Raw genomic sequence first — 18,690 nt, forward strand, 5'->3', positions numbered from 1 at the left:
GATGCACTGCATCCACACTAGCTGCTTGCGTGTCGCATCCACGCGTCTTGCAAGCGGCCAACCGATCGCGAGCAGCACCGGATCGATCAGCGACGAAGAGCGTGTTGCCCGACCGCTGTCAGTCCACCGGAACATCGTAGGCCGTCTCGGGCGTGGGCTCGGGACGAAACGTGAAATGCCACCATTCCATCGGATAGTTGGCAAATCCTTCGGCCGCCATCGCTCGCAACAGGCGCTGGCGGTGCGCGCGTTGCGCTGCGCTGATGTCGGGCGCGTCGGTGTGCGCCCGCGCATCGAAGAAATCGAATCCTGTGCCCATGTCCACTGCACGGCACCCGGCCGGCCGGCACTCCAGCAAGCCCAGGTCCAGCGTCGCGCCACGGCTGTGCCCGGAGGTGGGCGCAATGTAATCGCCCAGCAGTGCGCGCTTGGCCACCCGCGGGTAGTACTGCGGCTTGGTCGCCTGATCCTGCAGATCCGCAGCCCAGGTGACGAACGCGTTCACCGACCGCACCGGCCGATAGCAATCGAACACCTGTAGCCGATAGCCGTCGGCCTTGAGCGTCTGCGCCACCCGTGCCAATGCGTCGGCAGCCGGCCGCAACAGGTAACACCGCGGCGCGTCATACCCCGGCACCACCCGTCCGGTGAAGTTGTTGCTGCTTGCATACCGCATGTCCAAGGCGATGTCCGGCGCAAGGGCGTGCACGTCCACAAGGCCGGCCTCTGCAGCGGTCCTTGCCGAGGACACATGCACCTCGCCGGCGACCAGTGCAAATGGCGCCACGGCGCTCATCAGCAAAACGCGTTGCACAACACATTGCCGCCAGCAGCGCCCATTCCGAAACAGCAGGTTGTCCGTCATGTCCGTTCCCTTGCAAGATGCCGCGTTTGCGCGGCAGATCAAGCCGCGCGTCTTTCGCCACCGCCTACAGCATGGCGCGATCCCTGTGGGCCTAGCGGTTGTCGCCTTCAGTTGGCTCAAGCGCCGGCCGCAGGCTGGAAGGTCTCGCGTGGTTGGTCAACGCAGACAGGATGCGCAGGTCTTCGGCATCCAGGGTGGTGGCGCTGGTGCCGCGATAGTGGTGGTGAAACGCCTGCAGGGCGGCGGCGGGATCGTCGATGCTGTAGCCGATCAGGGCAAGCGCCTGCCATGGGTCGAAATCTTCCGGGGCTGCGGGCGCGTCCGCAGCGGGCCAGCGGCCGAAACCGGCGTCGGCCAGGCGCTTCCAGGGGAAGAGCGGGCCAGGGTCGTTCTTGCGCGTCGGGGCCACGTCTTCGTGGCCAACGATCTGCGTGCGGGGGATACGCAGGCGTTGACACAGATCGTCCAGCAACACCAGCAGGCTGTCGATCTGCGCCGGCGCGAACGGCTCGCTGCCGTCGTTGTCCAGTTCGATGCCGATCGAGGCCGAATTGATGTCGGTGATGGTGCCCCAGCGACCGGCCCCGCCGTGCCAGGCGCGCTGCCCATCGCTGACCAATTGGTAGCGCTGCCCGTCTTCGCCGATCAGGTAGTGCGCACTGACGCGACCACCGCTGTTGCGGCCGCGCAGGGTACTCAGGCTTTGCCGGACTGAATGCTGGTCGGTGAAGTGCAACACGATCAGGATCGGTCGCCGCGTGTCGTAATTGGGCGATGGCACCCACTGCGCCAGCGGATTGCGCTGCGGTGCGTGCGCACAGGCACCCAGCGACAGCGCGACCAGGCAAACGGCAGTACGCAGCCAGGCCGGTGACGAGAGAGGACAGCTGGGCAGCATGGATTGCTCCTGGGAAGGCCGGACGACCTGCGCCGTCGCATTATCCGCCGAGTTGTGCTTGCGCGGCCGTCTGCAGGTGGGAGCGTCGGCAGCGCGGTGCCCTGCGCGCTGCCGTCGTCGGGCGTAGGCGGTGTCTCGCATCTTGGCAAGCATCGCCATTGCGGTGACGGCAGTAACGGCCACTCGCGCGTCCACGGCTGCGGCAAAGAGCCTCACTCACTTGCTGCACGCTCCGCTACCAACGCGCCCCCGAATGTCCATTGCCGGCAGTGGTCGCTACGCAGCCAGGACCTATGGATACGCCCTGCGCCGCATGCCACTATCGGCCTTGCCTCGCAGCTCGCCAGCGGCTGCCTTCCTCCTGAGCCCTGCATGCCACTGTCGCGCCACCTGCTGATGTTGCTGCTGACCGCGCTCGCCTTGCCCTACGGTGCCGCCCCCGCGCTTGCTGCCACGCCGGTTGCGCAAGCATCGCCCTTCGTCGTCAGCGATGCGCAGCTCACCCCGGAGTATTGGATCCGGCGCAGCCGCAACGCGCAGCTGCCGCGGATCAATCCCGCGCAGATCGCTGACGTCAATGCACGCCTGCTGCGCGACGATGCATCGATGCACGACATCGCGCAGCTTCCCCGGACACTGCCCGCAACCGATGTGAGAGCGCGCATCGACGCGTTATCGGCAATACCGACGCGGCCGCTCTACGACGCAGATGGGCGGCTTCTGGATACCGCACGCTTGGCGCCATTGCGCAAGGCCTTGGCATTGGATGCGATACCCGCACAGGTGCCACTGCACTTTGCGCTGGTCGTCGCACGTGGAGCATTGCGGACCTTCCCCACCGCGCAGCGTGTGTTTACCAGTACCGACGACCGCGATATCGACCGCTTCCAGGAATCGGCGCTGTATCCCGGCACGCCGGTGGCGATCCTGCACAGCAGCGCCGATGGGGCGTGGAAGTTCGTGGTCGCCGCCAATTACGCTGCCTGGATCGCAAGCACGCAGCTTGCCGAAGGCAGCCGCACCGAGGTGCTGAATTACGCACAACGCGGCCCGCGCCTGATCGTTACCGCAGCCCGCGCGCAGACCGCCTACACGCCCGAAAGTCCGGCGATTTCTGCACTGACGCTGGATATGGGCACCAGCCTGCCCTTGCTCGGCGACTGGTCGCCGCAGCAGCCAGTCAACGGACAGTTGCCGCTAGCGGCCTACGTGGTGCAACTGCCACTGCGCAGTGCAGATGGGCGTCTGCAGCTGGTGCCGGCATTGATGCCGCGCGGCGCCGATGTGCGCATCGGCGCCTTGCCCGCCACCGACGCCGCACTGCTCCGGCAGGCCTTCAAATTCCTTGGCGAACGCTATGGCTGGGGCAACGATTACGATGCGCGCGATTGCAGCGGCTTCGTGCTGGATGTCTATCGCAGCCTCGGCCTCGCACTGCCTCGCAATACCGGCGACCAGGCGCGCAGCACGGTGCTGCACAGTGTCGCGTTCGACGCTGGCGCACCGTTGGCGCAACGCCTGCAACAGCTCGCACAGCTGCAGGTTGGCGATCTGGTCTACATTCCAGCCCATGTGATGCTGGTGATCGGACATGCAGATGGTGCGCCATGGGTGATCCATGATGTGGCCGGGGCCAGTTACCGCGCGGCCGATGGCAGCGTGCAGCGCGCGCGTTTGAATGGTGTGTCGGTCACCCCATTGCTGCCCTTGCTCGCCAGCGATGGCACTGCATTCATCGACCACATCACCCGCATTCAAAGGGTTTTTCCAACGGGCACATTATGAAGATCACCGGCTTCCGGCTTGGCATGGTGCGCGTGCCCCTGAAAACACCGTTCAAGACGGCCGTGCGCACGGTGCAGGCAATCGAGGACGTGGTGGTGCTGTTGCAGACCGACAGCGGCCACATCGGGTACGGCGCCGCGCCCGCCACCGCACCCATCACCGGCGATACCCATGGCAGCATCGTTGCCGCGATCGAACACTGCATCGGCCCCAAGCTGATCGGACAGGACGTAGCCGATCTCAACCGGCTATGCGGGCTCGTTCAACACGCGCTCGAACGCAACACCAGCGCCAAGGCCGCGGTGGAAATCGCACTGTACGATCTGTGGGCGCAGGGTTTTGGTGCGCCGCTGTACCAGTTGCTCGGTGGCGGCACGCCGCGCGTCACGACCGACATCACCATCAGCGCCGATACCATCGACACCATGGTGGCGCAGGCGCAAGCGGCGCTCGCGCACGGCTATCGCGCACTGAAGATCAAGGTCGGCAAGGACATCGAGTCGGATGTCGAACGCGTCACGGCAATTCATGCCGCAGTCGCTGGGCGCGCATCGCTGCGGCTGGATGCCAATCAAGGCTGGACGCCCAAACAAGCGGTGCGCACCATGCGTACGCTGGAAGATGGCGGCATCGCGCTGGGGCTGCTGGAGCAGCCGGTCAAGGCCGCCGACCTCGACGGGCTCGCCTTCGTCACCGCACGCATCGACACGCCGGTGATGGCCGACGAGAGCGTCTTCTCGCCCATGCAGGTGATCGCGCTGATTCAGCGTCGCGCCGCCGACATCATCAACATCAAACTGATGAAGACCGGCGGGCTGTCCAATGCCATCCGCATCGCCGACATCGCCGGGTTGTACGGGTTGCCATGCATGATCGGCTGCATGATCGAATCCAGCATCAGCGTGGCCGCCGCGGTGCATCTGGCGGTGGCCAAGGCCGACAGCATCACCCTGGCCGATCTGGATGCGCCCGCGCTTGGGCAGTTCGACCCCACCGAGGGCGGCGTGCGGTTCGACGAGGCACAGATCCACATCGACGATTCGCCGGGACTGGGCATCCGCCGCATTCGTGGGCTGGAGCTGTTGCCGGCGTGAGAGCGGCCGACGCGGGCGGCGAACAGCCCCCCAAGTGGAGGCAGACCGCGCTGTAACGTTGGTTTGACCAGCGTTACTCGCCGATTCCGAGCAAGGGACGCGCCTGTCTGGTGCGCGGCACGCACATGCACCACGCAACAGCATTGCTGAGTACAGTAGCGACAACGCGGCGTCGGTCACGCACCACCGTAGCGCGCCGTTTCCAGACAACCGTGTCTCGCCTTTAGACTCATCCCGCTCGACCATTGCCCGGAGCCTGCATGCGCCTTGCCATCGTGTTTCGATCCTTTGTGCTGCTGGTGCTGACAAGCTGTAGCAGTCTTGCCATCGCGGCCAGCCCGATCGATGCGTTGAACCATGCACGCACGTTGATCGTGGTGACCACCGCAGACTGGGACAGCACCCAGGCGCGTCTGCGCACCTTCACCCGTGTGGATGGCAAATGGCAACCGGCTGCCCAGAGCTTCGCCGTCGCGCTCGGGCGGCATGGCAGTGCCTGGGGCGAGGGCCTGCATCCTGCGCAGATGCAAGGCCCGCAAAAGCGCGAAGGCGATGGCCGCAGCCCTGCCGGCGTCTTCGCCATTGGCCCGGCGTTCGGCTATGCGTCGAAGATCGACAGCGCGATGCCGTACCAGGCGATGAGCGCTACCCATTACTGCATGGATGTGCCCAGCTCGCCGCTGTACAACCGCATCGTCGATGCCGCGCAAGTGGGCGAGGCGGCCGTTGCCGGCTCGACCGAGCCGATGCGCCTGGATCTGCGCCACGCAGGCGATGCGCGTTACAGCGAGGGCTTCGTCATCGCGCACAACCCCAGGGCCGTTGCCGGACGCGGCAGCTGCATCTTCGCGCACGTGTGGCGTACCCCGGGCCAGTTCACCGCCGGCTGCACCGCGATGGCAGCGGCCGACATGCAACGCTTGCTCGCCTGGCTGAAGCCGGACGATCACCCGCTGTTCGTGCTGCTGCCACGCGCCGAATACGCGCACCTGCACACTGCATGGCAATTGCCCGAACTGACCGGGGACGCGCCATGAGCACACCGCAGCCCGCGCCGGACGCGACAGGCTTGGTCCGCGTCGTCAGCCGATGGCAGATCGTCGGCCTGTCGATCAACGATGTCATCGGCAGCGGCATCTACCTGCTGCCTGCCGCAACCGCCGCGCTGCTCGGGCCGATGAGCCTGTGGGCCGTGATGCTGGCCGGCCTTGCGGTCGCCTTGCTGGTGCTGTGCTACGCGCAGGCGGGCAGCTACTTCGATACGCCCGGCGGCAGCTACCTCTACACGCGCGAAGCATTCGGCCCGTTCGTCGGTTTTCAGATTGGCTGGATGATCTGGCTCACGCGCATCAGTTCGGCGGCTGCCTTGAGCAATGGCCTGGCCGACGCAGTGGCGCGGTTCTGGCCCACCGCCGCCACCGATACCTGGGCGCGCTTGCTGGTCGTCGTCGGCTCGCTGGGCCTGCCCACCGCGATCAACGTGATCGGCGTGAAATCGGCCGCGCGTACCGGCATCGCGCTGGTGATCGGCAAGCTGGTGCCGTTGTTGCTGTTCGTGGCGATCGGCCTGTTCTATGTCGATTGGTCATGGGCGTTTGCCGGCACCGCGCCCGATCTGCGCGACCTGGGCAATCTCGGTGAAGCGGCCTTGCTGCTGCTGTTCGCCTACGCAGGTTTCGAAAACATTCCCGCAGCCGCTGGCGAATACCGCAACCCGCGGCGCGATGTGCCATTTGCGTTGATCACCATGATCGTTACCGTCACCCTGATCTACGCAGCGGTGCAGGTGGTGGCGCAGGGCACCCTGCCCAACCTTGCGGCCTCGCCGACGCCGCTGGCAGATGCCGCAAGCCGATTCGGTGGCGAAGCGTTGGCACTGATCCTCACCGTGGGCGCCACCATTTCCATCCTCGGCACCACCAGCAACACCGTGATGCTTGGCCCGCGCTTTCTGTTTGCGCTTGCGCGCGATGGCTATGGCCCTGCGTTTCTGGCACGCGTGCATCCGCGCTTCCACACGCCCGCAGCGGCGGTGCTCACGCAGGGCGCGTTGTCGCTTGCATTGGCATTGTCGGGATCGTTTACGCAGCTGGCGTTACTGTCGATGGTCACCCGCCTGTTCGCCTACATCGGCACCGCCGCGGCAGTGATCGTGCTGGCGCGCAGGTACCGGCAGCGCACCGACACGTTGCGCCTGCCCGGCGGACCGGCCATCCCCATCGCCGCCTTGGTGCTGTCGCTGGGCCTGCTGGCCAGCGCCAGCTGGCAGAATCTGGCCGCAGCAGGCGTGGCGCTTTTGGTCGGTTGGGTGTTTTATCTGTTTCCGCGCAAGCGGGTCGAAGGCGGCTGAGGGCACAACGAACTGCTGTTGAGCAGCCTTTGAAGCGGCATGCCCGCACCACACCATGTTTTGTGTAGGTTCCCGTGCATCGGACAGTGAGACGCTCCCCGCGCGGTGACCTGCGATTTCGCGGCATGCTCGCGCAGCGCTCACGCACGCCTAACCGCGTGCACTCAACGCTGCGCTTCTATCTGCATGGGAGCTTGCGATGAAACTTCGCCATGTCTACAGCGCCGCCGATCTCGACAGCGCTCAGCGCGTGCTGCAGGCCGCGCGCAGTGCCGGCATCGACAACGATGCGCTGTCGTTGATCGCCCGCTCCGATATCGAGCTGCAGGACGTGCCAGACGAACGGAAGGACGTCAAAACCGACTTCCTCCCTGCTGCCGCGCGCGGCGCCGCCACCGGTGGTGCGGCTGGCCTGGTGGCTGGCCTGGTCGCCATTGCAGTACCCCCGATCGGGCTGACCTTGGCCGGCGCGGGCGTCATGGCACTGGCTGGCGCGCTGGTCGGTAGCTGGTCGTCGGCGTTGATCGGCGCCACGGTGCCCGATCCGGTACGCCGTCAGTTCGAAGAGCAAATCCAGGCCGGGCGCGTACTGGTGATTATCGATGCAGAGCAGCCGGCGCTGCAGGAGGCCGAGGCCGCCATGGTGGCTGCCGGTGCAACCCCGTTGCCGTATGAAGCGGCCTCGGCGACCACCTGAAGCGCCATCCAAGACCGCCCTCCATGCCGCGCAACGCGGTCGCGATCGCGCGTTGAAAGCCTGGTCTACGCCGCCGTGTCGAACCTGCTGCGTTGATGTACTCCTCACCTGCCATGGCAATGAAATTAACGGCAAGCGACCTAGGGTAATGCGCACATCCACCACGGAGACGCGCATGAACGTGCCGTATCAGATTCCGGGCCGGGCGCCGGACGAAGACCGCAGCCAGAACGTATCGACGTATTGGCGCGAACGCTTCACCGAAGAGCCGTATTACACCGAAGGCGATCGCTACGAAGACTACGAAGGTGCTTATCTCGCAGGTCATGAAGCGCGTATCCGCGACAACGCGCGCGCTTACGACCAGGTCGAAGCCGAGTTGCATCGCGATTGGGAAGCCAAGCGCGGCACCTCGTCGCTGAGTTGGAGCAAGGCGCGGCATGCAGTCAAGCGCGCCTGGGAAAACGCGGCCGATTTCGTCACTGGCGACGACACGCCTAAACGCTAAAAACGGCAACGCCACCGTCAAGGTGGCGTTGTTGCATCGCGCGATCTTTAGCGTATCAGTCCAGTGCCGGCGGCACGCTGCGCGCACTACGCGATGCGTCACTGATCTCCATCGCATCGCGGGTATTCTTCTGTACCGCAACTGCACCAAACAGGCTCAGCGCATAGGCCATTGCGTAAAATCCTTTCTCGCTCAGCAACAGCGTGGCATTGATCAAGCCGATGGTCAGCAGCACCAACGCAACACTCAGCGAAAACCAGCAGATGGCATAGTACAAGCCGGTCACCGGAATTCCATCTGCGCGGTCACGTACGCTTTTCTGCAACGAGACAGAGGCGAACAAACCGAACAACAATAGCGTGAAGTAGTAGCCCTTCTCGTTGAGCAACATCTGGGCATTCCACAAACCCACCAGATACGCCGCACCGCCCAGCAATAATGCGGCCCAGGATGCGGCGACAAAAGCAGGCGAGGTTTTTTGCGTGGCCATGGAAACTCCTTTTCATGGTGGAACGATGCACGACATACGACGATGTGAGACGCGGGCGTCTTGCAGACAGTGATCTGCAACAAGGGCGACCCTCGCGACGTCGTGTAAGGTACTTGAAAACCCGACGCGGGACACGTTGCGGGAGGGCTGCAGCGTACCGTGCCCATCCCCAGGAGGACCCCATGTCTGTCCGTCGCCTGCTTGCCCTGGCCTGCTCGGCCAGCCTGTTCACTGCCGGCACTGCAGTTGCCGCGCCCGCAGCCGCCCCCGCGGCCTCCATCCCCAAAGCACAGTGGCCATTTCAGGCCACCACGGTCGCCGATTTCGACGAACCCTGGGCAATGACCTTCCTGCCCGATGGCAGCTTGCTGGTCAGCGAAAAGCGCGGTGCCTTGATGCGCCTGGACACTAAGACCAAACGCAAGAGCGCCGTCACCGGAGTGCCGACGGTTGCCTACGGTGGTCAAGGCGGTTTCGGCGATGTTCTGGCGCATCCGCGCTTCGCCAAGAACGGGCTGGTCTACCTGAGTTATGCCGAGCCGGGCGAAGGCGACACGCGCGGCGCTGCGGTGGCGCGCGCCAAGCTCACGCTGGATGCAACCGGCGGCGGCACGCTCTCGGACCTGAAAGTGATCTGGCGCCAGGACCCCAAAGTCACCGGCAATGGTCATTTCGGGCATCGGCTCGCGTTCGGGCCCGATGGCAAGCTGTGGATCAGCTCCAGCGAACGGCAGAAGTTCACTCCTGCCCAGGACATGAAAGCCAACCTCGGCAAACTGATCCGGCTCAACGACGACGGCAGCGTGCCGGCCGACAACCCGTTCGTTGCGCAAGGCGGCGTTGCTGCGCAGGTGTGGTCGTTGGGCCATCGCAATATTCTTGGCCTGGCCTTCGACAGCAAGGGCCGCCTGTGGGAACACGAAATGGGGCCGCTCGGCGGTGATGAGTTGAACCTGATCCAGCGTGGCGCCAACTACGGCTACCCGATCGTCTCCAACGGCGACAACTATGACGGCACGCCGATCCCCGATCACAACACGCGCCCGGAGTTCGCCGCGCCCAAGATCAGCTGGACGCCGGTGATTTCGCCGGCAGGTTTTGTGATCTATAGCGGCAAGCAATTCCCGACATGGCGCGGGAATGGCTTTATCGGTGGGCTGTCGTCGATGGCGCTGGTGCAGGTGTCGCTGGGTGACCAGCCGCGCGAAGTGGCCCGTTACGACATGGGCGCACGCATCCGCGAAGTGGAGCAAGGCCCGGACGGCGCGCTCTGGCTACTGGAAGACGAAGCCAGTGGCAGTACCGGGCGTCTGCTGAAACTCACGCCCAAGAGCAAGGCCGCGGTCGAAAACGACGCCTGATCGATTCCGCAGCATAAGCCGGTGCATCCGATGCGCTGCACCGGCAAGGGCGATGGCGACATTGGACAGTCGTCATCGCGTTTGACCACGACGTCAGCGGGCGCTTCGTGCTGTAGCCAAGTGTGCCAAGCGCGCTTCTATCAGCGTTCCAGCAGCTCGAAGGTGACTGCCTCGCCGCTCTTGGCCGACGCGCACACCCATACATCGAACAGACCCGGCTCCGCACCGAAGACGCCCTTGTGGTTGGTGAATGCCAGCGCATCGCGCTCCAGCGTGAACACCACGTCCTGGCTCTCGCCGGGCTGCAGCAATACCTTGCGAAACCCCTTGAGTTCGCGCACCGGACGCACGCGACTGGCCACGCGATCGTGCACATACAACTGCACCACTTCCTCGCCGGCGACCTTGCCGGTGTTGCTGACGCGCGTGGTGATGGTCAGCGCCTCATCCCAGCCGAGTTGCGCCGCGCTCAACTGCGGCTGCGCATACGCAAACGTGGTGTAGCTCAAGCCATGCCCGAACGGATACAACGGCTCGTTTGGCATCTCGCGCCAACGCGCCTTGTACTCGGACAGGGTCGGCAATTCCGGGCGCCCGGTGCGCAGATGGTTATAGAAATAAGGTTGCTGCCCGGTCGCCTGCGGGAAGCTGATCGGCAGACGCGCCGACGGGTTGTAGTCGCCGAACAACACATCGGCCACACCGGTACCGGTCTGCGTGCCCAGGTACCAGGTCACGGCAATCGCGTCGGCATCGCGCACCGCGCCACCCAAGGCCAGCGCGCGACCATTGCGCAACAACACCACCATCGGGGTGCCGGTCGCTGCAATCGCTTCAGCCAGTGCCTGTTGCGCCGGCGGCAAGGTGATCTCGGTGCGCGATTGCGCCTCGCCACTGAAACGCTGCGGCTCGCCCAACGCCAGCACCACCACATCGGCCGCCTGCGCCGCATCGATCGCAGCGGAAATGCCACCCGGCAGCGCCTCTTCCAGTCCGCAGCCCGCCACCACGCTCAGATCTTCGGTGCCGACCACCGCACGCACGCCCTGCTCCAGGGTCACGTAGCGTTCCTTGTCGCCGAACAGGGTCCAGCAGCCCTCGATGTTTTCGCGGTCCTGCACGAACGGGCCGATCAACGCGATGCGCTGGCCGCTCTTCTTCAGAGGCAACACGCCGCCTTCGTTTTTCAACAGCACGATCGAACGCCGCGCCGCGTCGCGCGACAGCGCATCGTGCGCCGGCAGATGCGTGGTGTCGGCTTCGCGCGCCGGGTCCAGCGAGCGATACGGATTGTCGAACAGCCCGATCGCTTCTTTGAGCTGCAGGATGCGCCGCACGCTGGCATCCAACGTGGCCATCGGCACCTCGCCGCTTTCCACCAGCGACGGCAGATGCGCGGCATAAAAGCCGCTTTGCATGCTCAGGTCCAACCCGGCCAGGAAGGCCTTCTTGGTCGCGTCGCGCTCGTCGGCGGCATAGCCATGGGCGATCAATTCCATGTCGGCGGTGTAATCGGAAATCACCACGCCGGGGAACTGCCATTCCCCGCGCAGGATCTCGGTCAGCAACTCATGGTTGGCGCTGGCCGGTACGCCGTTGATGTCGTTGAAGGACGACATCACGGTCAATGCGCCGGCATCGAAGGCGGCCTTGAACGGCGGCAAATGCACATCGCGCAGCGTCTGCGGCGCAATGTCGACGGTGTTGTATTCCATGCCTGCCGCCACTGCGCCATAGGCGGCGAAATGCTTGGGCGTGGCCAGCAGGCAATCGTGGGCGGTCAGGTCGCTGCCCTGGAACCCGCGCACACGGGCAGCGGCAAAGGCCGCGCCCAGCATCACGTCTTCGCCGGCACCCTCGGCGCCACGGCCCCAGCGCTGGTCGCGCGCGATGTCCACGGCCGGCGCGTAGGTCCAGTGCAGGCCGGCAGCGGTGGCCTCGATCGCGGTGGCGCGCGCGGTGCGCTCGGCCAACGCCGGCTCGAAACTGGCCGCCTCGCCCAGCGGGATCGGGAACACCGTGCGCATGCCGTGGATCACGTCGGCGGCCAGGATCACCGGGATCCCCAGGCGACTCTCTTCCACGGCGACTTTCTGGATCTGCACGCCCAGCGCGGCGCCCACGCCATTGAACAGCGAGCCGACCCGACCCAAGCGCACCTGCTGCAACACCTCGTCGGCATTGAGCACGTTGGCCTCGGGATTCACGTCCGGCGCGAACGGCCGCACCATGTCGGCGAACACACCCAACTGTCCGACCTTCTCTTCGACGGTCATCCGGGCAATCAGGGTTTCGATGCGATCAGCAGCCATGAGATCCTTGAGAAAACGTTTACATGGCCGTCAATTCTAGCCTGACGCGCCTGCGGGGAGGCAAGTTTTGAAGGCCGGGATTCGAGATTGGGGATTTGTAGAGGCCGGTTGCACGGCATGTTGCCCGCCGGAGCGGCAGCGGCGCAGCGCCTGGGCCGCCGCAACCGTCGATATTCCGGGATCCAAGCATGCAGCGATAAGCCAGCCAGGCGAGCGGTTCGCGACAATCAGGCGGCGCGTTCCCGCTCGATGATCACGCCCACCGCCTGCGCGCCGCGCACTGCCCCCGGCTTGCTCAGCTTCAACCGCAGCCAGTGCACGCCGAATTCGTCCAGCACGAGCGCCGCGCAGCGCTCGGCCAGCGTCTCCACCAGCCCGAAGTCCGAGGCTTGCACGAACTCGATCAGGCGCTTGCTCACCGCCTTGTAGTTCAGCGTATCGGCGATGTCGTCGCTGGCCGCCGGAATGCGGTTGTCAAAGCCCATTTCCAGATCGAACCGCAAGGTCTGCCGGATGCGCCGTTCCCAATCGTAGATGCCGATCAGCGCATCGATGTCGAGACCTTCAATAAACACTTTATCCATGGGGAATCGGGAGTCGGGAATAGGGAATTGGTAGGAGCAAAGACAACAGCGCACGTACGGATAGGATCGGAGTAGAGTTCTTCACTCTTCACTCTTCACTATTCCCGATTCCCCACTCCCGATTCCTGCGCCGCCAGTGGCGGCAGCGCCGCCATATCCCACCGCGGCGTCACATGCACCGCCGCATCCGCATGCTCACCGGCCTGCAGCCGCAGCGCGCCGGCGAAGGCGATCATCGCGCCGTTGTCGGTGCACAAGGCCGGGCGCGGGAAGCAGACCCGGCCGCCGCGGCGCTGGGCAGCCTCTTGCAGGCGCGCGCGCAGGCGCTTGTTTGCGCCCACGCCGCCGGCCACCACCAGGGTGTCGCAGCCGGCCGCGTCCAGCGCGCGCAGGCACTTGATGGCCAGGGTGTCCACCACCGCGTCTTCGAAGCCGCGCGCGATGTCCGCCCGGGTGGTGTCGGACTGGTCGCTGGACCGCCAGGCCAGCAGCACCTGGGTCTTGAGCCCACTGAAACTGAAATCCAGGCCGGGCCGGTCGGTCATCGGCCGCGCGAACTTATAGCGCCCCGGCGTGCCGGTTTCGGCCAAGGCGGCCAGCTGCGGGCCGCCCGGGTACGGCAGGCCCATCATCTTGGCGGTCTTGTCGAAGGCTTCGCCGGCCGCATCGTCCAGCGTCTCGCCCAGCACTTGGTAGCTGCCCAGCGCCTTCACCGACACCAGTTGGGTATGCCCGCCGGATACCAGCAAGGCCACGAACGGCGCCTGCGGCGGGTCGTCTTCCATCAACGGCGCCAGCAAGTGGCCTTCCATATGGTGCACGCCGATCGCCGGCACATCCAATGCCCAGGCCAGCGAGCGCGCCACGCCGGCACCGACCAGCAATGCGCCGACCAGCCCCGGCCCCGCGGTGTAGGCCACACCATCCAGTTCGTCGATGCGCAGCCCGGCCTCGCCCAGGGTCTGGCGGATCAGCGGCAGCAGCTTGCGCACATGGTCGCGGCTGGCAAGCTCCGGTACCACGCCGCCGTATTCGGCATGCAGCGCGATCTGGCTGTAGACCGCATGCGCGCGCAGCGCCGGCACGCCGGATAATTCGGTGTCGTAGACCGCTACGCCGGTCTCATCGCACGATGATTCGATCCCAAGAACTTTCACGGCAGCTCGGCATGGGGAGATGCAGCTATTTTCGCAGCTTTTGTGCTGCGCAGATCGGCCGATGGCAAGATGCTGCATCGCCCTACCGTGCCGGCCGCATATGGCCCGGGCGCATGCTTTATTCGCGTCGCGCCGGCAAATTCTGCCGGGGGCTTGCAGGTCGTCGGCAAGTCGTTATAATGCGCGGCTCGCCGGGGCAACCCGGAAATTCCGTCACGCGAGTCCGCTCGCACCCGCCCGGGGCTCCCGGACGGAAATCCCATTTCTGGAGAACACATGCCCAGCGTTAAAGTCCGCGAGAACGAGCCCTTCGAATTTGCGCTCCGTCGTTTCAAGCGCACCTGCGAAAAGGCCGGCGTGCTGGCCGAAACCCGCAAGCGCGAGTTCTATGAAAAGCCGACCCAGGAGCGTAAGCGTAAGGCTGCCGCTGCCGTGAAGCGTCAGCTGCGTCGTTCCTCGCGCGACGTCACCAAGCGTCAGCGCTTGTACTGATCGAATGCGGTTCCTTGCCGATGGGTCTGCGCTGAAGGCGCGACCTATCGGGAGCGAACCCAAGAGCCGGCACGCGCAAGCGTCGCCGGCTTTTTGTATTGGTCCGCTACACGGCATTGCACTGGAGACATTAAGCAATCCGCGCGAGGCGCGAGGCGCTGCAAGGCATCTCTCCACGCACGCCCTGCCCCCCGTTCGGCCGAGGTACCCAGCCCGCTTAGGCGCCTTGTCCACCACTCGATACCTACACTCAGGAGTTACCGCATGTCCATGAAGCAGCAGCTCACCGATGACATGAAGGCCGCCATGAAGTCCGGCGACAAGCACAGCCTGGGCGTGATCCGGCTGATCAACGCCGCCATCAAGCAGAAGGAAGTGGACGAGCGCATCGAGATGGACGATGCCGCCGTGATCGCCGTGCTGGACAAGATGGTCAAGCAGCGCAAGGACTCGGTCACCCAGTTCGAAGCCGCCGCGCGCGATGACCTGGCGCAGATCGAGCGCGAGGAGATCGTGGTGATCGAGCGCTATCTGCCGGCCAAGATGGGCGAAGCCGAGATCGTGGCTGCCATCCGGGCCGCGATCTCCGAGACCGGGGCAAGCAGCCCGGCGGATATCGGCAAGCTGATGGGCGCACTCAAGCCCAAGCTGGCCGGTCAGGCCGACATGGGCCTGGTCTCGACTTTGGTCAAGCAGCAGCTGGCAGGCTGATCGATCGCCGCAGCGCCCTGTGCCACGGCCACGGCCAGGGCACTGCGGCGAGTGCGGCACTGCCTGCCGCACCACCGAGCGGCTTTTCCAATGGAAGGCGGACCTCTTAACGCGCAGTGATGTTGCAAGACGCCGCTGGAGCGCCAAGGCCGTTGCACATCTGCGACACGCAACGCATCGGGCAGGGCGCGCGCCCTCGTTCAAACGCGCATGGCCCAGCATGCGGCCGAAGCGCTCTGCACAGTCTGCGTCCCGGTCGTCGCGTGGACTCCGGCAGTGCCAAGCACGCGGCCCTACAGGTGCACCGGCGACTGGCGCACATTGAACGCGCTGACAGACACGCCGCGCGCGTTGCTCACGACGCGCAACAGACTGCGCATATCAGGTGCGCCGCCTGCTGCTTAGCCCGCAACACGTGCGCGCTTTCACCCGTCCTTCGATCCGGCCCTGCTAGAACGGGTACGCCAGCGCAGGCATGGGCAAGGTCTTTCCGCATACCGTCTTTGCCCTGACGCCGCCTCCGCGCCAACGGTATGCGCCAAGGATCCTCCCACCGGTGACGACGCTTTCCTCCGCCTATCTGCACAAGCATCTTAGCCGTCTGCAGCGGAGCGTGCCGATGGCGCTGCTGAACCGCTTCATCGAGATCGACGTGATGACGCAGGCGGCGTCGTTGTCGTTCTACGCGCTGCTGTCGCTGGCCCCGTTGCTGGTGCTGCTGTTGTGGCTGACTGCCTCGCTCTATCCGCCAGCGCAGGAAGCATTGGTGCAGCAAATCGGGCAATTGGCCGGCGGCAGCGCGGCCGAAGTCGCGCAGACCGTCATTCGCAATGCCACCGATCAACCTGGCGTTGGCTCGCTGGCCGGGGTATGGAGCACGCTACTGCTGTTCATCGGCGCCACGGCGGTGTTTGCGCAGTTGCAGAACGCCTTGAACCTGATCTTCCGCACCGACAAGCAACGCCTGGACGGCTTGATGGCTTGGCTGCAGAAGCGGGTGTTCTCGTTCGGGGTGATCCTGGCGTTGGGCTTCTTGCTGATCGTGTCGATGATTGCCACCACCGCACTGCAGGTGGTCTTTGCGCGCCTGCCCTCGGTCCTGCCGGCAGTCGGCTACGTGACCACGCTGGCCCTGTACTCGCTGGCGTTCGCGTTCCTGTATCGCTACCTGCCCGATCGCACCGTCGACTGGCGCCAGGCGTTCCTGGGCGGCGTCATCACCGCGGTGTTGTTCGCGCTGGGCCGCTACGCCATCGGCGTGTACATCGCCACCGCAGCGCCGGGCAGCGCCTACGGTTCGATGGGGACATTGGTCATCCTGCTGGTGTGGATGTACTACGCCTCGGTGGTGTTCTTCGTCGGCGCCTTGATCACCGCGGTGATCGACGAGCGGGTGCGCTCGCATCGCAAGCTGCGCGAGGCGGGCGTGGATCCGGAACATCCGCCGGTGATCGTGCCGCCTGCCGATGCAGCGCCTGCATCTTCAGCATCGGAGTCGCACGCGCTGCCACGCGGCTGAGGACTCTGCTGCAGTGCCGGCCTCCCCGGCCTCGTCGGCGGGGGCGACGAAGTACTGGCAGGCCGCTGGGATATCCTAGCGGGATGGCCCGCATCCCCGACGCGTTTATCGACGAACTGCTTGCACGCACCGACATTGTCGAGGTGGTGGGCGGTCGCGTGCCGCTCAAGCGTCAGGGCAAGGAATATTCGGCGCGCTGCCCGTTCCACGACGAGCGTTCGGCCTCGTTCACGGTGTCGCCGACCAAGCAGTTCTATCACTGCTTCGGCTGTGGCGCGCACGGCACCGCAATCAGTTTCCTGATGAATTACGACCGCCTCGAATTTCTCGATGCGGTCGACGAGCTGGCCAAGCGCGCCGGCATGGACATCCCGCGCGAGACGCAGCAACGCACGCCGCAACAGCAGGACGACAGCCGCGAGCTGTACTCGGCACTGGAAGCGGCCACCAAGTTCTTCCAGCGCCAGCTCGAGGGCAGCGGACGCGCTCGCGACTATCTGGACGGGCGCGGCGTGGATGCCGACAACCGCGCGCGTTTCCAGATCGGCTATGCGCCCGACGGCTACAGCGCATTGAAGGACACCCTGGGCACCGATGCGCGGCGCATGAGCGTGCTCGAGCGCGCCGGGCTGTTTTCCAAGAACGATCGCGGCCATGTGTACGACAAGTTCCGCGACCGGGTGATGTTCCCGATCTTCGACCGCCGCGGCCGCGTGATCGCCTTCGGCGGACGCATCATGGGCGCGCCGGCCGATGGCCGCGACCCGGGGCCGAAGTACCTCAACTCGCCGGAAACCGCGCTGTTCCACAAGGGCCGCGAGTTGTACGGCCTGTGGCAGGTGCGGCAGGCCAATCAGAAGATCGAGCGGCTGATCGTGGTGGAAGGCTACATGGACGTGGTCTCGCTGTTCCAGTTCGGCGTCACCCAGGCGGTGGCCACGCTGGGCACCGCCACCACGCCCGAACATGCCGAGCTGCTGTTCCGCAACGCGCCGGATGTGTATTTCTGTTTCGATGGCGACAACGCCGGGCGCAAGGCCGGCTGGCGCGCGCTCGAATCGGTGCTGCCGCGCATGAAGGATGGCCGCCAGGCGTTTTTCCTGTTCCTGCCCGATGGCGAGGACCCGGACACCATCGTACGCAAGGAAGGCGCACAGGCCTTCGATCAGCGCCTGAAACAGGCCACGCCGCTGTCGCAGTTCTTCTTCGACGAGATGTCGCGTGAGATCAACCTGCACACGCTGGACGGCAAGGCGCGCCTGGCCGAACGTGCGCGCCCGCTGTTGGCGCAAATCCCCGAGGGCGCATTCGGCGATCTGATGAAACAGGAACTGGCGCGCCTGACCGGGGTTGGCGCCAATGCGTCTGCGCAGCAGCCCGCACCCAGGCCGCGGCCGCCTGCCCGCATGGGCGCGCCCACACAGAAACGCAGCCTGGTGCGTGCGTCCATCGCCATCCTGCTGCAACGGCCGTCATTGGCGATGAGCCTGGAGGGCGTGCATGATTTTTCCGGGCTGCGCCTGCCCGGGATCGACTTGTTGATGGAATTGCTGGACCTGGTCCGGCAACGCCCGGAAATCAGCACGGGCGCGCTGCTGGAGCACTTCGCCGAGCGCGAGGAACTCGCTGCCTTGCAGAAGCTGGCGGCGCAGGAGCTTCCCGGCGACGAACACAGTTGGACGCTTGAGCTGCATGACGTCGTCGCGCAACTCGACAAGCAGTTGCTGCGTCAGCGCGTGGAAGAGCTGCAGGCCAAACAGCGCGCGCAAGGGCTGGACGACACCGACAAATACGAAATGCGCGAACTGCTCAAGGCGCTCGCAGCGTTGTGATGCAGCGCTGTGCGGCTGGATGCAGCGCAAGGCAA

General features: G+C 65.3%; 17 protein-coding genes. 11 read left to right on the forward strand and 6 right to left on the reverse strand.

What is annotated here, in order from left to right; genetic code table 11:
* Positions 1-118 precede the first annotated feature (118 nt).
* Entirely contained in the window at positions 119-865 is a 747-nt protein-coding gene (locus AMD14_RS19885; RefSeq protein ID WP_011052569.1) for a M15 family metallopeptidase, read from the reverse strand.
* Positions 866-956: 91 nt separating this feature from the next.
* Positions 957-1,763 (reverse strand): N-acetylmuramoyl-L-alanine amidase, encoded by an 807-nt coding sequence (locus AMD14_RS19890; protein WP_011052570.1) that lies wholly within the window; start codon positions 1,761-1,763, stop codon positions 957-959.
* A gap of 372 nt (positions 1,764-2,135) precedes the next feature.
* Between AMD14_RS19890 and AMD14_RS19895 the strand changes: the two genes are divergently transcribed.
* From AMD14_RS19895 to AMD14_RS19920, 6 genes are all read left to right on the forward strand, one after another.
* Entirely contained in the window at positions 2,136-3,548 is a 1,413-nt protein-coding gene (locus AMD14_RS19895) for a C40 family peptidase (protein ID WP_015463680.1), read from the forward strand.
* Positions 3,545-4,642 (forward strand): dipeptide epimerase, encoded by a 1,098-nt coding sequence (locus AMD14_RS19900; protein ID WP_011052572.1) that lies wholly within the window; start codon positions 3,545-3,547, stop codon positions 4,640-4,642. Before AMD14_RS19895 ends, AMD14_RS19900 begins: the two co-directional genes overlap by 4 nt.
* A 260-nt stretch (positions 4,643-4,902) precedes the next feature.
* Positions 4,903-5,679, forward strand: coding sequence for a L,D-transpeptidase family protein (locus AMD14_RS19905; protein ID WP_015463681.1), 777 nt, complete (start codon positions 4,903-4,905; stop codon positions 5,677-5,679).
* Positions 5,676-6,992 carry an APC family permease gene (locus AMD14_RS19910; RefSeq protein ID WP_011052574.1) on the forward strand — a complete coding sequence of 439 codons (1,317 nt, stop codon included), beginning with the start codon at positions 5,676-5,678 and terminating at the stop codon, positions 6,990-6,992. Before AMD14_RS19905 ends, AMD14_RS19910 begins: the two co-directional genes overlap by 4 nt.
* 199 nt (positions 6,993-7,191) lie before the next feature.
* The gene (locus AMD14_RS19915; RefSeq protein ID WP_011052575.1) at positions 7,192-7,689 is read left to right on the forward strand and encodes a hypothetical protein; all 498 of its coding nucleotides are present in this window, start codon (positions 7,192-7,194) and stop codon (positions 7,687-7,689) included.
* A gap of 175 nt (positions 7,690-7,864) precedes the next feature.
* On the forward strand, positions 7,865-8,197 hold the full coding sequence (locus tag AMD14_RS19920; protein ID WP_005911477.1) for a hypothetical protein: 333 nt from the start codon (positions 7,865-7,867) through the stop codon (positions 8,195-8,197).
* A gap of 55 nt (positions 8,198-8,252) precedes the next feature.
* Here AMD14_RS19920 and yiaA read toward each other — a convergent pair whose 3' ends face one another.
* On the reverse strand, positions 8,253-8,687 hold the full coding sequence (yiaA, locus tag AMD14_RS19925) for an inner membrane protein YiaA (protein ID WP_011052577.1): 435 nt from the start codon (positions 8,685-8,687) through the stop codon (positions 8,253-8,255).
* 182 nt (positions 8,688-8,869) lie between these two features.
* Between yiaA and AMD14_RS19930 the strand changes: the two genes are divergently transcribed.
* Positions 8,870-10,048 carry a PQQ-dependent sugar dehydrogenase gene (locus AMD14_RS19930; protein ID WP_005911488.1) on the forward strand — a complete coding sequence of 393 codons (1,179 nt, stop codon included), beginning with the start codon at positions 8,870-8,872 and terminating at the stop codon, positions 10,046-10,048.
* A 140-nt stretch (positions 10,049-10,188) separates the two neighbouring features.
* Here AMD14_RS19930 and AMD14_RS19935 read toward each other — a convergent pair whose 3' ends face one another.
* The 3 genes from AMD14_RS19935 to tsaD form a co-directional block, all read right to left on the reverse strand.
* On the reverse strand, positions 10,189-12,360 hold the full coding sequence (locus tag AMD14_RS19935) for a glycoside hydrolase family 3 N-terminal domain-containing protein (RefSeq protein ID WP_011052578.1): 2,172 nt from the start codon (positions 12,358-12,360) through the stop codon (positions 10,189-10,191).
* 227 nt (positions 12,361-12,587) lie between these two features.
* On the reverse strand, positions 12,588-12,944 hold the full coding sequence (folB, locus tag AMD14_RS19940) for a dihydroneopterin aldolase (protein WP_003484603.1): 357 nt from the start codon (positions 12,942-12,944) through the stop codon (positions 12,588-12,590).
* 98 nt (positions 12,945-13,042) lie between these two features.
* Complete coding sequence (gene tsaD / locus AMD14_RS19945; protein WP_003484605.1) at positions 13,043-14,101, reverse strand: tRNA (adenosine(37)-N6)-threonylcarbamoyltransferase complex transferase subunit TsaD; 1,059 nt, start codon at positions 14,099-14,101, stop codon at positions 13,043-13,045.
* A gap of 276 nt (positions 14,102-14,377) precedes the next feature.
* Between tsaD and rpsU the strand changes: the two genes are divergently transcribed.
* From rpsU to dnaG, 4 genes are all read left to right on the forward strand, one after another.
* The gene (gene rpsU / locus AMD14_RS19950) at positions 14,378-14,593 is read left to right on the forward strand and encodes a 30S ribosomal protein S21 (RefSeq protein ID WP_002808376.1); all 216 of its coding nucleotides are present in this window, start codon (positions 14,378-14,380) and stop codon (positions 14,591-14,593) included.
* 264 nt (positions 14,594-14,857) lie between these two features.
* Positions 14,858-15,304: a GatB/YqeY domain-containing protein gene (locus AMD14_RS19955; protein WP_005911504.1), complete on the forward strand. Its 447-nt coding sequence runs from the start codon at positions 14,858-14,860 to the stop codon at positions 15,302-15,304.
* 556 nt (positions 15,305-15,860) lie between these two features.
* Complete coding sequence (locus AMD14_RS19960; protein ID WP_005911507.1) at positions 15,861-16,823, forward strand: YihY/virulence factor BrkB family protein; 963 nt, start codon at positions 15,861-15,863, stop codon at positions 16,821-16,823.
* A gap of 83 nt (positions 16,824-16,906) precedes the next feature.
* Positions 16,907-18,655, forward strand: coding sequence for a DNA primase (gene dnaG / locus AMD14_RS19965; protein WP_005911510.1), 1,749 nt, complete (start codon positions 16,907-16,909; stop codon positions 18,653-18,655).
* Positions 18,656-18,690 lie beyond the last annotated feature (35 nt).

Origin of the sequence: Xanthomonas citri pv. citri, from assembly GCF_000961215.1 — a bacterium.
Lineage (GTDB): Bacteria > Pseudomonadota > Gammaproteobacteria > Xanthomonadales > Xanthomonadaceae > Xanthomonas > Xanthomonas cissicola.

Excerpts from the sequence above, each read along its gene's own strand:
- AMD14_RS19885 (WP_011052569.1), bottom strand. The coding sequence starts at position 865 with ATGACGGACAACCTGCTGTTTCGGAATGGGCGCTGCTGGCGGCAATGT.
- AMD14_RS19890 (WP_011052570.1), bottom strand. The coding sequence starts at position 1,763 with ATGCTGCCCAGCTGTCCTCTCTCGTCACCGGCCTGGCTGCGTACTGCC.
- AMD14_RS19895 (WP_015463680.1), top strand. The coding sequence starts at position 2,136 with ATGCCACTGTCGCGCCACCTGCTGATGTTGCTGCTGACCGCGCTCGCC.
- AMD14_RS19900 (WP_011052572.1), top strand. The coding sequence starts at position 3,545 with ATGAAGATCACCGGCTTCCGGCTTGGCATGGTGCGCGTGCCCCTGAAA.
- AMD14_RS19905 (WP_015463681.1), top strand. The coding sequence starts at position 4,903 with ATGCGCCTTGCCATCGTGTTTCGATCCTTTGTGCTGCTGGTGCTGACA.
- AMD14_RS19910 (WP_011052574.1), top strand. The coding sequence starts at position 5,676 with ATGAGCACACCGCAGCCCGCGCCGGACGCGACAGGCTTGGTCCGCGTC.
- AMD14_RS19915 (WP_011052575.1), top strand. The coding sequence starts at position 7,192 with ATGAAACTTCGCCATGTCTACAGCGCCGCCGATCTCGACAGCGCTCAG.
- AMD14_RS19920 (WP_005911477.1), top strand. The coding sequence starts at position 7,865 with ATGAACGTGCCGTATCAGATTCCGGGCCGGGCGCCGGACGAAGACCGC.
- yiaA (WP_011052577.1), bottom strand. The coding sequence starts at position 8,687 with ATGGCCACGCAAAAAACCTCGCCTGCTTTTGTCGCCGCATCCTGGGCC.
- AMD14_RS19930 (WP_005911488.1), top strand. The coding sequence starts at position 8,870 with ATGTCTGTCCGTCGCCTGCTTGCCCTGGCCTGCTCGGCCAGCCTGTTC.
- AMD14_RS19935 (WP_011052578.1), bottom strand. The coding sequence starts at position 12,360 with ATGGCTGCTGATCGCATCGAAACCCTGATTGCCCGGATGACCGTCGAA.
- folB (WP_003484603.1), bottom strand. The coding sequence starts at position 12,944 with ATGGATAAAGTGTTTATTGAAGGTCTCGACATCGATGCGCTGATCGGC.
- rpsU (WP_002808376.1), top strand. The coding sequence starts at position 14,378 with ATGCCCAGCGTTAAAGTCCGCGAGAACGAGCCCTTCGAATTTGCGCTC.
- AMD14_RS19955 (WP_005911504.1), top strand. The coding sequence starts at position 14,858 with ATGTCCATGAAGCAGCAGCTCACCGATGACATGAAGGCCGCCATGAAG.
- dnaG (WP_005911510.1), top strand. The coding sequence starts at position 16,907 with ATGGCCCGCATCCCCGACGCGTTTATCGACGAACTGCTTGCACGCACC.